Origin of the sequence: Streptomyces sp. ITFR-6 (genome assembly GCF_031844725.1) — a bacterium.
Lineage (GTDB): Bacteria > Actinomycetota > Actinomycetes > Streptomycetales > Streptomycetaceae > Streptomyces.
Genome location: NZ_CP134612.1, coordinates 2,640,270 through 2,653,869, shown reverse-complemented (window position 1 = coordinate 2,653,869; position 13,600 = coordinate 2,640,270). Strand labels below are relative to the sequence as shown.

Annotated in this window: 11 protein-coding genes and 2 tRNA genes; 8 read left to right on the top strand and 5 right to left on the bottom strand. The window is 70.1% G+C overall.

From position 1 onward, the window contains the following. The first annotated feature begins 175 nt into the window (after window positions 1-175). The 4 genes from RLT59_RS11770 to RLT59_RS11755 all read left to right on the top strand — a co-directional run bounded on the left by RLT59_RS11770 (window position 176) and on the right by RLT59_RS11755 (window position 3,556). The gene (locus RLT59_RS11770; RefSeq protein ID WP_399125250.1) at window positions 176-1,432 is read left to right on the top strand and encodes an SDR family oxidoreductase; all 1,257 of its coding nucleotides are present in this window, start codon (window positions 176-178) and stop codon (window positions 1,430-1,432) included. A gap of 111 nt (window positions 1,433-1,543) precedes the next feature. Continuing rightward, window positions 1,544-2,005, top strand: coding sequence for a molybdenum cofactor biosynthesis protein MoaE (locus RLT59_RS11765; protein WP_311303353.1), 462 nt, complete (start codon window positions 1,544-1,546; stop codon window positions 2,003-2,005). A gap of 128 nt (window positions 2,006-2,133) precedes the next feature. Then, window positions 2,134-2,322: a hypothetical protein gene (locus RLT59_RS11760; protein WP_073737049.1), complete on the top strand. Its 189-nt coding sequence runs from the start codon at window positions 2,134-2,136 to the stop codon at window positions 2,320-2,322. A 145-nt stretch (window positions 2,323-2,467) separates the two neighbouring features. Beyond that, window positions 2,468-3,556 (top strand): YlbL family protein, encoded by a 1,089-nt coding sequence (locus RLT59_RS11755; RefSeq protein ID WP_311303352.1) that lies wholly within the window; start codon window positions 2,468-2,470, stop codon window positions 3,554-3,556. Window positions 3,557-3,582: 26 nt separating this feature from the next. Here the strand turns inward: RLT59_RS11755 and RLT59_RS11750 are convergent, their stop codons facing one another. Then, window positions 3,583-4,152 carry a PPA1309 family protein gene (locus RLT59_RS11750; protein ID WP_311303351.1) on the bottom strand — a complete coding sequence of 190 codons (570 nt, stop codon included), beginning with the start codon at window positions 4,150-4,152 and terminating at the stop codon, window positions 3,583-3,585. 127 nt (window positions 4,153-4,279) lie between these two features. Here RLT59_RS11750 and RLT59_RS11745 point away from each other — a divergent pair, with 127 nt between their 5' ends. The 4 genes from RLT59_RS11745 (at window position 4,280) to RLT59_RS11730 (ending at window position 9,895) form a co-directional block, all read left to right on the top strand. Continuing rightward, window positions 4,280-7,240 carry a UPF0182 family membrane protein gene (locus tag RLT59_RS11745; RefSeq protein WP_311307692.1) on the top strand — a complete coding sequence of 987 codons (2,961 nt, stop codon included), beginning with the start codon at window positions 4,280-4,282 and terminating at the stop codon, window positions 7,238-7,240. Window positions 7,241-7,292: 52 nt separating this feature from the next. Then, window positions 7,293-7,366, top strand: a tRNA-Met gene (locus tag RLT59_RS11740). Between the two features lie 213 nt (window positions 7,367-7,579). Next, window positions 7,580-9,631 (top strand): tetratricopeptide repeat protein, encoded by a 2,052-nt coding sequence (locus tag RLT59_RS11735; protein ID WP_311303350.1) that lies wholly within the window; start codon window positions 7,580-7,582, stop codon window positions 9,629-9,631. Between the two features lie 190 nt (window positions 9,632-9,821). Next, window positions 9,822-9,895 (top strand) — tRNA-Met (locus tag RLT59_RS11730). Between the two features lie 100 nt (window positions 9,896-9,995). Here the strand turns inward: RLT59_RS11730 and RLT59_RS11725 are convergent. The 4 genes from RLT59_RS11725 to RLT59_RS11710 all read right to left on the bottom strand — a co-directional run bounded on the left by RLT59_RS11725 (window position 9,996) and on the right by RLT59_RS11710 (window position 13,533). Further along, window positions 9,996-11,144: an ABC transporter substrate-binding protein gene (locus RLT59_RS11725; protein ID WP_311303349.1), complete on the bottom strand. Its 1,149-nt coding sequence runs from the start codon at window positions 11,142-11,144 to the stop codon at window positions 9,996-9,998. Between the two features lie 32 nt (window positions 11,145-11,176). Further along, a complete protein-coding gene (locus RLT59_RS11720) occupies window positions 11,177-12,046 on the bottom strand; it encodes an ABC transporter permease (protein WP_311303348.1) in 870 nt (289 codons plus the stop codon). Beyond that, window positions 12,043-12,867: an ABC transporter ATP-binding protein gene (locus RLT59_RS11715; protein ID WP_311303347.1), complete on the bottom strand. Its 825-nt coding sequence runs from the start codon at window positions 12,865-12,867 to the stop codon at window positions 12,043-12,045. Before RLT59_RS11715 ends, RLT59_RS11720 begins: the two co-directional genes overlap by 4 nt. 246 nt (window positions 12,868-13,113) lie before the next feature. Next, complete coding sequence (locus tag RLT59_RS11710; RefSeq protein ID WP_311303346.1) at window positions 13,114-13,533, bottom strand: Fur family transcriptional regulator; 420 nt, start codon at window positions 13,531-13,533, stop codon at window positions 13,114-13,116. Between the last annotated feature and the right edge of the window lie 67 nt (window positions 13,534-13,600).

Below are 13,600 nucleotides of genomic sequence, written 5' to 3'. Positions count from 1 at the left end.
GTAGGGCCGCCGGAGGGAACCGACGGCGACTGCCCGACATCACCATCCAGCGTAGACACCAAGTCCGCTCGGGGCCTCAGTGCTCCGCCTGCTCCCGGCCTGCGGCAGGATGGACGCCACCTGGTACGTACGCGTCATTCGGGTACGTACTGAAGACAACCGCTGGAGACGCCCGGTGAGTTCCCCAGATCCGCAGGTTCGCGCAGCGCGAAACCTGGCCGACCCGCCGCCCGAGAACAAGTCGCAGAACGAGCCGCAGGACCAGCCGCAGGGCACGGCCGACAGCACGACAGAGAGCAAGACCGCCGAGAACCCGGCCACCGGCACCACGGCCGGGATCAAGGCCGAGGACAAGGCCGTCCGGAGCCACTCCAGGAGCCGAGGGCCCGTCGTGGCCATCACCGGAGCCGCCACGGGTGTCGGCGAGCTGCTCGCGGCCCGGCTCGCGGCCTCGGAGGAGATCAAGCAGGTCGTCGCGATCGACGAGCGCCGCGGGGAGGTCTCGGAGGCGACCTGGCACATCCTCGACGTCCGCGACCCGGCCATCGCGGAGAAGCTCCGGGGCGCCGACGTCGTGGTGCACCTGGCGCTCGATCTCGACCTGGAGACCGACCCCGCCGCCCGCACCGCCTACAACGTGCGCGGCACCCAGACCGTGCTGACCGCCGCCGCGGCCGTCGGCGTCCACCGGGTCGTGCTGTGCACCTCCGCGATGGTCTACGGCGCGCTGCCCGACAACGACATCCCGCTGGCGGAGGACGCCGAGCTGCGGGCCACCGCGGAGGCGACCGGCGTCGGGGACCTGCTGGAGATCGAACGGCTCGGCCGCCGCGCGCCCCGCGCCCACCCCGGGCTCCACGTCACGGTGGTCCGCCCCACGGTGCTCGTCGGCGGCACCGATACGGCGCTGACCCGTTACTTTGAGTCACCCCGCCTCCTGGTCGTCGCCGGATCGCATCCCACCTGGCAGTTCTGCCACGTGGACGACCTGGTCACGGCGTTGGAGTACGCCGCACTGGAGAAGATCGACGGGGAGTTCGCGGTCGGCTGCGACGGCTGGCTCGAACAGGAGGAGGTCGAGGAGATCAGCGGCGTCCGCCGGATGGAGCTGCCCTCCGCCGTCGCGCTCGGCGCCGCCGCCAGGCTGCACCGGATCGGCCTCACCCCGTCCCCAGCGGGCGATCTGGCGTACACGATGCACCCCTGGGTGGTGAGCGTGAGCCGGCTGCACGACGCGGGCTGGCGCCCGAGCTGGACCAACGAGGAGGTGCTCGCCGCGCTCCTCGAAGAGGTGGAGGGACGGCACACCCTGGCCGGGCGCCGGCTCGGCCGCAAGGACGCCACCGCGGCCGGTGCCGCCGGGGCGACCGTGGCGCTGCTCGGTACCGCCGCTCTGGTGCGACGCGCCCGCAAGGCGCGCCGCCGTATCTAGCGCGGCTCCCCGGCCCGCCACCGCGTCTGTAGGAGGCTCCAAGGGCAACGGCGGCCCACCAGCGGATCGCGCTATTACGTGACGCCGGAGCGGTACGGCACGATGGCCCGTATGGCACCTACGTATGACCACCCCGGCGAGCAGGCGGCACAGGACCCCATCCGGCTGCTGGAGATCCGCGACACGCCGCTGTCGCTGGACGAGGTTTTCCGTGCCGTCGGCGACGACGCCGCCGGCGGCACCGCGCTCTTCGTCGGCACCGTGCGCAACCACGACGGTGGCCAGGACGTGGGGGCCCTCGGCTACTCGTGCCATCCCTCGGCGCAGGACGAGATGCGCCGGGTGGCGGAGAAGGTGGCCGGTGACTTCCCGGTCCGTGCGCTCGCCGCCGTCCACCGAGTGGGTGAACTGGAGGTGGGCGATCTCGCCGTCGTCGTGGCGGTCTCCTGCCCGCACCGCGCGGAGGCCTTCGAGGCCTGCCGCAGGCTCATCGACGACCTCAAGCACGAGGTTCCGATCTGGAAGCACCAGCGCTTTTCGGACGGTACGGAGGAGTGGGTCGGCGCCTGCTGAGCGCAAACCCCGCCGGGTGGGCTTCCCCTCGATTTGCGTAACCGCACCCCTGCCGTGAGCGTTGGCTCTGCAGATGGTTAATCTGCTGATCGGTCAGTTGCGGTTGCTCATGAGGCAGGGAGGTCGTCATGGCAGCACTCGCCTGGTTGTTGATTCCGCTTTTCGCTGCGTTCGGCGCGGCGATATGGGGAAGCTGGGCCGCCCGTAATCGCACGACCGGCGATGTAACCGAGCTTGCCGGCTACGCCAGGTTCCGCGAGGCGATGGAGAAGTCGGACTCCGGTTCGGAACCGGTCGAGCAGATATCGAACGTCTGACGCCACGCCGAACGTACGCGGTCGCCAATCCGTGCCACCGCGCCGTCCGCCGAGACCCGCCGGCGCATCTCCGTGGCCCCGTTCCGGACCTCGTACGGACCGGCCCCGGCGGTGGACATACGGACCCTTCCCGTACTGTCGTTCCATGCCACGCCGAACCGCGACGATGCTCGCCTCCACCCTGGTTCTGATCGCGCTGCTCTGCGCGGGTGTGCTGATCAAAGTGCCGTACTCGGAGATGTCTCCCGGGCCGACAGTGAACACGCTCGGTGAGGTCGACGGCGATCCGGTTCTGCAGATCACCGGGCACAAGACGTACAAGACGTCCGGGCACCTCAACATGACGACGGTCAGGGTGACCGGCGCCGACTACAACATGAACCTCGTCGAGGCCGTCTACGGATGGCTGGGCCACGACAGCCTGGTCGTACCGCACGACACGCTCTACCCGGACGGCAAGACCGAGCAGCAGTCGACGCAGGAGAACGCCGAGGAGTTCAGCCAGTCCCAGGAGAGCGCCAAGGTCGCGGCCCTCACCGAACTGGGCATCCCGGTGTCGTCACGGGTCGTGGTCTCCACGGTCGTCAAGGACAGCCCCGCACAGGGCAAGCTGCACGCCGGCGACGTGATCAAGGCCGTCGACGGCACGGCGGTCAAGCAGCCGGAGGACGTCGCGAAGCTCGTCACCCGGCACAAGCCCGGCCAGGACGTCACCTTCACGGTCGTCCCGGCCAAGACCGCGGCGGCGGCCGAGAAGTCCGGCAAGGAGCCCGAGGGCACCGAGAAGATCACGCTCACCACAGCGAAGGCCCCCAAGGAGAACCGCGCGATCGTCGGCATCCAGGCGGGGACGGACCACACCTTCCCGTTCGACATCGACATCAAGCTCGCCGACGTGGGCGGTCCCAGCGCCGGTCTGATGTTCTCCCTCGGCATCATCGACAAGCTCACGCCCGGACAGCTGACGGGTGGCAAGTTCGTCGCGGGCACCGGGACCATCGACGACAAGGGCGAGGTCGGCCCCATCGGCGGCATCAACATGAAGCTGGTCGGCGCGCGCAACGCCGGCGCGCGCTACTTCCTGACCCCGGACGACAACTGCAAGTCGGCCGCCTCCGACACCCCCGACGGACTCACCCTGGTGCGGGTGAAGAGGATCGACGACGCCAAGAAGTCGCTGGACAGGATCCGTTCGGGGGACACGGCCGGCCTGCCGAGCTGCTCGACAGGCTGACCGGGCTCCCGCACCGGCCGGGTGGGTCAGGACTCGAAGGTCGCGGCCAGTGCCTCGGCCAGCCCCGGCACCAGACCGGCTCCGGTCAGCACGTCGTTCGGGGAGTCCTTCTCCCGCAGCCGCACGGCCGACTCCCGGGCCCCGTCCCGCAGGACGGCCACGGTCATCCGCACCTCCTGGCGGTCGGGGTGCTCGGCGACCCACGCGGTCAGCTGGGCGTCGTCGAGGCCTTCGGGGACGGAGGCCTCCGCGGACGGCGGCAGCATCAGCCGCTCCACCGTCATCGCGCACCCGACCACCGCGTCCGGCCAGGCGATCGTGGCGAGGAACTCGTCCAGTGCGGTACCTGCGGGAAGCTCCTCCTGCTCAATAGGGGTGAGTGCGGCGGCCTTCGAGCCGTCGTCGTCGAGGCCCAGCTGGGCGGCGAGGCCCGGCTCCTGGACCCGCAGCCTGGCGGTGTCGACGAGGGCGAAGAGCCGGGCGGGCTGATCCCAGCCGAGACCGGAGATGTATTCGTCGATTTCGAGCACCGCCACGGTGAGCGGGCTCGCGGCCATCGGAGGGCCTGAGGGGGAAACGTTGGACATGGACAACATCCTGCCTCCTTCCGCCCCGGGAACGGGAACTAGGTAAAGCCTCAGCAAGTTGCATAGGTGGGCTCTACGATCGCGGGGCCCCTTCAACACGACCGCGAACTTTGAGGTGCGCACGTTGGCTTTCCAGATGCCGGACCGCGGCGGAGGCCCGACAGGGCCACGGATCAGAGTCGGCCGCCCGTCCCGGCGCGCCCGAACCCTGCTCATGACACTGGGCGTCCTGGCGATTCTCGCCATGGCGTTCGTCATGTTTGCGGGGTTCTGGACGGACTGGCTCTGGTACAGGTCGGTCGCGTATTCATCCGTCTTCACCACCACCCTGTGGACCAAGATCGGACTGTTCCTCGTCTTCGGACTGCTGATGGCCGTGGCCGTCGGTGTGAACATCTGGCTCGCGCACCGGCTCCGGCCGCCGCTGAGCGCGATGTCGCTGGAACAGCAGAGCCTGGACCGCTACCGGATGAGCCTCGCCCCGTACAAGAAGTGGGTGCTGCTCGCGATCACCGCGCTCGTCGGTCTGATCGCCGGAGCGTCCTCCTCCGGTCAGTGGCGTACCTGGCTGATGTACGTGAACGGCGTGTCGTTCGGGCAGAAGGACCCCCAGTTCCATCTGGACGTGTCCTTCTTCGCCTTCGACCTGCCCTGGTACCGCTTCCTGCTGGGCTTCGGCTTCGCGGCCACGGTGCTCTCACTGGTCGCCGCCGCGCTGACGCACTACCTGTACGGCGGGCTGCGCATCACCAGCCCCGGCGCGCGGGCGACGGGGGCGGCCACCGGCCATCTCTCGGTGCTGCTCGGCATCTTCGTCGCGCTGAAGGCCGTGGCGTACTGGCTCGACCGCTACGGCCTGGCCGTGAAGTCCAGCGACTTCAAGGCCACGGACAACTGGACGGGCCTGCGGTACGTCGACGCCAACGCCTATCTCCCGGCGAAGACGATCCTGTTCTGCATCGCCGCGATCTGTGCCGTGCTGTTCTTCGCGACGCTCTGGCGCCGCACCTGGCAGCTGCCGGTGATCGGTTTCGGGCTGATGGTCCTCTCCGCGATCCTGATCGGCGGGCTCTACCCGGCGATCGTGCAGAAGTTCCAGGTCCAGCCGAACGAGCAGGCCAAGGAAGCCCCGTTCATCCGGAAGAACATCGATGCCACGCGTGACGCGTACGACATCGACAACGCACAGGTCGACGACTACGCGGGCAAGAGCACCACGGAGGACGAGACGAAGCTCCGCGCCAGCGCGGACGCCGCGGCCAGCTACCGGGTGATGGACCCCAACGTCGTCTCCCCGGCCTTCCAGCAGCTCCAGCAGAAGAGGAACTACTACCAGTTCCCCAAGACGCTGGACGTCGACCGCTACAAGGACAAGGCCGGCAAGGAGCAGGACACGGTCATCGGTCTGCGCGAGCTCAACCTCCAGGGCATCCCCAAGCGCAACTGGATCAACGACCACTTCACCTACACCCACGGCTACGGTGCGATCGCCGCCCGGGGCACCACGACCGGCAAGAACCCGAAGGGATCTCCCGACTTCACCGAGTCCGGCCTGCCGACCACCGGTGAGCTGGGCTCGTACCAGCAGGAGATCTACTACGGCGAGAAGACCGAGCAGTACTCCATCGTCGGCGGGCCCCAGAAGGAGCTCGACTACGAGGAGGACGGCGAGAAGACCACCAGCTACAAGGGCAAGAGCGGGGTCAGTCTCTCCAACGCGTTCAACCGCGCCGCCTACGCGGTGGCGTTCAGCGAACCGCAGATCCTGTACTCGGGAGCCATCGGTGACGGCTCGCGGATCCTGTACAACCGCACCCCCAAGGAGCGGGTCGAGGCGGTCGCTCCCTGGCTGACCATCGACGGCGACGCCTACCCGGCCGTGGTCAAGGGCCGCATCCAGTGGGTCGTCGACGCGTACACCACGACCAACGGCTACCCGTACGCCTCGCGTACGACGCTGGGTGACACCACAGCCGACTCGCTGACCACCAACCAGCGTGCCGTCGTCGCCCAGCAGAACCAGGTCAACTACATCCGCAACTCGGTCAAGGCCACCGTCGACGCGTACGACGGCACGGTCAAGCTCTACGAGTGGGACACCGAGGACCCGATCCTCAAGACCTGGCGCAAGGCGTTCCCGGGGACCGTGAAGCCCCGGGCGGACATCCCGCAGGACCTGATGGACCACCTGCGCTATCCGCAGGACCTGTTCAAGGTGCAGCGCGAGCTGCTGACCCGCTACCACGTGGAGAACCCCGCCCAGTTCTACAGCGGCAGTGACGCGTGGCAGGTCCCGGACGACCCGACCAACAAGGAGTCCGGTGCCGTTCCGCCGTACTACCTGAGCATAAAGATGCCGGACCAGAAGGCTCAGAAGTTCTCGCTGACGACGACGTTCACTCCCAAGGGGCGGCCCGACCTGGGGGCGTTCATGGCGGTGGACGCCGATGCGTCCAGCAAGGACTACGGCACGATAAGACTGCTCAGAGTCACCACCACGGTGAAGGGGCCCGGCCAGGTACAGAGTGAGCTCAACGGCAACGACGACGTCGCCGAGTTCGTGAGAAACCTCAAGGGCACCGACTCCGACATCGAGTACGGCAACCTGCTGACGGTGCCGCTCGAAGGGGGCTTCCTGTACATCGAGCCGGTGTACACGCGCGGTGGCACGCAGAACTATCCGCTGCTGCGCAAGGTCGCCGCCTCCTACGGGTCGAAGATTGTCTTCGAGAACAGTCTCGGGGAGGCGCTCAACGCGGTCTTCGGGGTGGACGACTCCGATACGAGCCAGCCACCGGCGGAGAACACGCGACCACCGGGTGACACCACGCAGCCGCCGGCCACCGGCGACGCGGCGCTGAAGAAGGCGATCGCGGACGCCCAGAAGGCCTATACGGAAGGCGAGGCGGCCCTCAAGGAGCAGGACTGGACCGCCTACGGCAAGGCCCAGACGGATCTGCAGGACGCCCTGCAGCGGGCAGCGGCCGCGCAGCCCAAGTCCGGCAGTCCCAGCGACACGGACAAGTCCGATAAGGCCGATAACGCCAGCAAGCCGGACACGGAAGATAAGAGCGACAAGGCTGATAGTGGTGGCTGAGTGACTCGGTAAAGCTTCACCTTCGCGCCGTGGTACGGTTTGAACACAACGGCGCGGGGTGGAGCAGCTCGGTAGCTCGCTGGGCTCATAACCCAGAGGTCGCAGGTTCAAATCCTGTCCCCGCTACTGAAAGACGAAGGCCCGGATCCTCTCGAGGATCCGGGCCTTCGCCGTGTCATCATGGCTTTTCCGTGCAGTCTGCGTGAAGTGCGGTTCATGGGGCACCAGTTGGGCAGGGGCGTGTTTGACTTGTCTCTCTGTGGGCAAGTCGACAAAACGCTGAATTGACCTCTCTGGCCGCGATATACCAGGTGTGCGCGGGTTACAGGTGGTGCGACGATGGTATTTATGGGGGACAGGGCAACTCTGTTGGAGACAGGGCGGTTTGGTCAGCGTCACGCCCATCCGGCGGAAAACGTGCTGGATGTGGCATTTGCCGCCGCCGCACGGTACAACGACTACATCGAGACCGCCGAGACTGCGGAGTGTGCCGCGACCGTCGAAAGTGCAGAGACCGCAGAGTCCGCGGGCGGCGTGGAGAACGCCGAGGGCGCGGAGACCGCAGAGAGTGCGGACAACGCCGAGAGTGAGGCGCGCCACCGTCGCGCCGCCGACGCCGGAGACACCGCGTCGATGAGCGTCCTCGGCGCGTTGCTGCTGCGCCGGGGCGATCTGGCCGGTGCCGAGACCTACCTGCGTGCGGCCACCGCCGACGGTGACCGTGCGGCGGCCAACAACCTGGGAGTTCTGCTGCACCAGCGCGGCTACCCGGACGAGGCTGCCGACTGGTGGCGGATCGCCGCCGTCGCCGGCTCCGCCGCGGCCGCGCACGCCCTCGGGCGCCACTACCGCGAGCGCGGCGACGAGCCCGGCGCCGAGTACTGGCTCCGCCAGTCCGCCGAGCAGGGGCACGCGCTGGGGGCGTACGCCCTCGCGGATCTGCTGGAGCACCGCAGCGACGTCGGCGCCGAGCGCTGGCTGCGCGCCGCCGCCGAGCAGGGGCACCGCGAAGCCGCGTACCGGCTGGCACGGATGGTGGAGCGCCACGCGGCGGACGACGCGCACGACGCGTTCGGCCGCCCGGCCCCCGGCGGTCTCCGTCCCCGCACCGGAACGGACACCGCCGCAGGCCGGGCGGCCGTGCGCAAGGATGACAGCCCGGTCGCCGGGCCCGAAGCGGGCCGGGTCGGTGAGGCCGAGCAGTGGTACCGGCAGGCCGCCGCGCGCGGGCACCGCCGTGCCGCCCTGCACCTCGGCGCCATCCTGGAGCAGCGCGGCGAGCTGAAGGAGGCCGGCCGCTGGTACCTCATCGCGGCCAAGGCGGGCGAGGCGCGTGCCGCGTGCGCGCTCGGCTTCCTGCTCCGTGACGCCGGAGACCGGGAGAGCGCGGCCGTGTGGTGGCTGCGTGCCGCGCAGGAGGGCGACGGCAACGCCGCCAACGCGCTCGGCGCGCTGCACGCGGCCCGCGGCGAGCAGCAGACCGCCGAGCGCTGGTACCGCGCGGCCATGGACGCCGGTGACGTCAACGGCGCGTACAACCTGGGGCTGCTCTGCGCTGCCCAGGACCGTACGGCGCAGGCCGAGCAGTGGTACCGGCGCGCCGCGTACGCCGGTCACCGCGAGGCCGCCAACGCGCTGGCCGTGCTCCTGCTCCAGGCGGGCGACGCGACCGGCGCGGAGCCGTGGTTCTCCAAGGCGGCCGAGGCGGGCAGCGTCGACGCCGCGTTCAACCTGGGCATCCTGCACGCCGGGCGCGACGAGGACCGGGCCGCGCTGCTCTGGTACGAGCGCGCAGCGGCGGCCGGCCACACCGAGGCGGCGCTCCAGGTCGGCATGGCGCTGCTGCACCACGGCGAGGAGCGGGAGGCGGAGCGCCACCTGCGCTGCGCCGCGGGTGGCGGCAGCGCGGAGGCGGCCTTCCGGCTGGCCGGGGTGCTGGATTCGCGGCTGCCGCCGCCGGGGCCGCCCGCCCTGGGGGAGCCGATGCCCGAGAAGTCCGAGTGCGAGGAGTGGTACGAGCGCGCCGCCGAGCAGGGCCACCGCCGGGCCCAGGTGCGCGTCGGGATGCTCGCAGCGTCCCGGGGCGATGTGGAGAGCGCGAGCCGGTGGTACCGGGAGGCGGCGGAGTCGGGCAGCCGCAACGGGGCCTTCAACCTCGGTCTGCTGCTCGCCCGCGAGGGCAGTGAGCGCGAGGCGGCGCTGTGGTGGAGCCGCGCCGCGAATGACGGGCACGGGCGGGCCGCCTTGCGCCTGGCCCTGCTGGCCGCGCGCCGCGGTGAGCTCACGGAGGGGCAGCGGTGGTGTGCGCGGGCGGTCGAGCTGGGGCCGGCGGAGGTCTCGGAGCGGGCGGCGCGGTTGCGCGAGGCGCTGCATCAGGAGCTGACCGCGTAGGCGGGGTCGGGGTGCGGGCGCGGGTTGGGGCCGGGGCGGGTGTTCGGGGGCGCGGCGCCTTCGGCCCCGCCTTTTGTCCTCAATCGCCGGAGGGGCTTGATGTGGCTGGGCTTGATGGGGGTCGGGGCAGGGGCCCGGGAAGGGATTTGCGCTGGTCCGGAGGGGTGACGTAATGTGGGGATCACAACGGCGCGGGGTGGAGCAGCTCGGTAGCTCGCTGGGCTCATAACCCAGAGGTCGCAGGTTCAAATCCTGTCCCCGCTACTAAAGACAGAGGGCCGGATCCTTTCGAGGATCCGGCCCTCTGTGCATGTTCCCCTCTGTGCATGTTCCCCTCTGCGCATGCCTCACGAGGCGGCCCGGCTCAGGGCTTGTGGCCCACGGCCTCGCTGTACATCGCACGGTCCACGGCCTTCTCCTCCGGTACCGGTGTGCCCGTCTCGACGCCGGAGTCGGCGTACGCCTTCTGCACCCGGTCCGTGGTGCCCTTGCGGATCTCCCAGTCCATCCGCAGCGAGGGTGTCGAGCGCAGGGTGGCCTCGTCGGTCTTCATCAGCTCGGCCAGCTCGCTGACGAAGGCGGGGTCGGACTTGTAGTCGCCGGCGAAGTAGGTGTTCACCGTACGGATGTAGGCGCGGAGGAAGGCGACGCCCGCGTCCGGGTCCTTGTTCAGCAGCGTCGGGCCGAACAGGAGACCGCCGAGCGGCTCACCGACCGGCTGGCCGCCGAGGAAGGCGAACTTCTTGTCGCCGTCGACCTTGCGCCAGATCGGGTCGAGCAGCCAGGCGGAGTCCACGCCCCCGTTCTGCAGGGCGGTCAGTACGTCCGCGGAGCCGAGCTGCTGGAAGCTGATCTTGTCGAGCCCGCCGCCGTGCTTCTTCAGCGAGGTGTCCATCGGGTAGGCGATCACCGAGCCCTTGCCGATCATCGTGCCGAGTTTCCGGCCCGCCATGTCGACGTGTTCGGCGCTCTCGCCGTCCTTGAGGCGCACCCACAGTCCGCTCTTCGATGTCGGGTCGGGGGAGAAGTTGCCCGCGACCCACTTGATGTCGAAGCCGCCGTTGATGCCGTTCATCACCGCGACCTCCGGGGCCGCCCACTGGGCGTCGACGTCGCCCTTGGCGAGCAGGGGCAGCACGTCCGGGGTGGGGAGCACCTTCAGCTGGACGTCCAGGCCCTCCTTCGCGAACTCGCCCTTGGCCACCGCGACCTGGAGCGGAGCGACGTACTCCGCGCTCAGGGTGCCGGTGGCCAGCACGATCTTCCGCTTCTTCGCCAGCGGCCGGGGAGCGGGTGCCCCCTTCTCGCAGCGGGCGGGCTTGCGTCCTGGCGCCAGGTCGGAGGGGTCGGTCCAGCTCCCGGCACCGCAGCCCGCGACGGGCTCGACGGTGCGGGGCGCTGCGGAACCGGCGGAGTCGTCGCCCGATGAGTCGTTCCCGGCGCAGCCCGCCGCGCCGAGCAGGGATGCCGCCACGAGCACGACGGTGCGGGTGAAGGGGGTACGTGTGCGCACAGTGCCTCCGTACGGGGAACGAGGTTTGCGGTTCACGACTGGCTGCGGCCCCGGTCGCGCGGGGCCCAGGGAGTGAGCAGCCGGCCGGCGATCCGGACCACTTCGGAGAAGACGACGCCGAGCACCGCCACACAGACGATCCCGACGAACATCACGTCGTTCTGGAACAGCGCCCGGGAGTCGAAGATCAGGTGGCCCAGCCCGTCGGCCGCCGCGATCTGCTCGGACGCGACGATGACCAGCACCGCCACCCCGGCCGCGATCCGCGCGCCGACCAGCACCGCGGGCAGCGACGCGGGCAGGAGCACGTGCCGGAACATCTGCCAGGGCGAGGCGCCGAACACCTGACCCGCGTCCCGGTGGCCGTCCGGGACGGCGAGCACGGCGGCCATGGTCGAGATCCAGACGAAGAAGAAGACGGTGGCGGCGACCAGGGCGATCTGCGGCCCTTCGCCGAGGCCGAACATGTTGAGGAAGACCGGCAGCAGGGCCAGTTTGGGTACGACGTACAGGGCGTCGAGCAACGGCTCCAGTGCCGCCCGCACCAGGGCGAGCGAACCCATCAGCAGGCCGAGTGCGTAGCCCGCGACCGTGCCGATCACATAGCCGCCGAGAACTCGTTTGAGCGTGGCCCACACATCCGGCCACAGTTCGCCGTCGGCGGCCCGGTCCCAGCCGTCCGCGAAGATCGTGGAGGGTGCGGGATAGACCCGGTCGTCGATCCAGGACTGGGCGGCGGCCAGCTGCCAGAGCAGCACCAGGAGCAGCGGTACGGCGACGGCGAGCGCGATTTCCAGGGTGCGGCGCCTGCGGTGGGTGCGTACGGGGTGCAGTTCCTGCGGGCCCGGCCTGCGGACCAGCACCTGCTCCTCCTCGGGCGCGGACTTCACGGCGGTGCTCATGCCAGGGCCGCCTCTCCGCGGACCTCGCCGCGCAGCAGGTCCCACAACTCGCTCTTCAGCGCGGTGAACTCCGGCGTCGAGCGGATGTCGCCGGTGCGCGGCCGCTCGAACGGCGGGCGGTGCTCCGCGATGATCCGGCCGGGGCGGGCGGACATCACGAGCACCCGGTCCCCGAGCACGATCGCCTCCTCCAGGCTGTGCGTGATGAAGAGGGTGGTGGTGCGGGTGGTCTGGGTGAGATCCAGCAGTTCGTCCTGGAGGATCGTGCGCAGCTGGGCGTCGAGCGCCGCGAAGGGCTCGTCCATCAGCAGGATCTCGGGCTCGACGGCGAGTGCGCGGGCGATCGCCACCCGCTGGCGCATCCCGCCGGAGAGCGCGGCCGGGTAGGCGCCGGCGAATTCGGCGAGCCCGATCCGAGACAGCCAGTCGCGCGCCCTGGCGTCGGCCTCCTTGCGGGGGACGCGCTGGATGTCGAGGCCGAAGCGCACGTTGGCCAGGACGGTCTTCCAGTCGTAGATCCCGTAGTCCTGGAAGATCATCGCGGCGGGCCGGGCCGCTGCCGTGCGGATGGACAGTTCGCCGGCGCTGGGGCGCAGCAGTCCGGCCGCGATCCTGAGCAGGGTGGACTTGCCGCAGCCGGACGGGCCGACGATGCAGGCGAACTCGCCCGGCAGGATGTCGAGATCGACCGGCCCGAGGGCGGCCAGGGCCTTGGACCCCCGTCCGAAGGAGCGGGCCAGGGAGCGGGCGCGGAGTTTGGGGGCGTCGGTGGACGGCGGTGGCGGTGGCGCGGGGGGTGGGTTCGGGTGCGGGTCTCCCACGGGTCTCTCCTCGTACGTGTTCGAGGTGCGGAGCCGCCGCGGGGCGGCGGTGATCGTCGATGACGATATGACGACCCGTCAGATTCGGGAAGGGGGTGCGCGGGGGTCGGTACCGCGGGCAGACGGAAGAAGCCCCGCGCCGGGGTCTCCAGTGCGGGGCCAGGGGGTGCGGGGCGCTGCGGGGGTGGGGTCCGAGGCCCCCGGTTTTGGGTGTGCGCGCCCGGTCCGGGGTGCGGGCGGGTGGCGTCAGGCGGCCGCGGCGCAGTTCGGGCAGATGCCCCGGTACGTCATCTCGACGCCGGAGATCGTGAAGCCGAAGCGCTCGCCGGCCGGCAGGTCCGCCAGCGGGTCGCCCGCCGGGTGCACGTCGCGGATGGCGCCGCAGGTGGCGCAGACCAGGTGGTGGTGGGGGCGGTGCGCGTTGGGGTCGTACCGCTTGGCCCGGCGGTCGGTGGAGACCTCGATGACCTCACCGAGCGTCACCATCTCGCCCAGCGTGTTGTAGACGGTGGCCCTGGAGATCTCGGGCAGCTTCGCGACGGCGCGGGCGTGCACCTCGTCGGCCGTCAGGTGCACATGCTCCCCGTCGAGCACCTCGGCCACGACGCGCCGCTGTGCGGTCATGCGCCAGCCGCGTCCACGAAGTCGTTCCAGCAGGTCACTCATGCGGCCAAGCCTAGCAGTGGAGGAGTCCTGTTCCGAACTGGTGTGACTCTGGATGCCTGCTTGACTT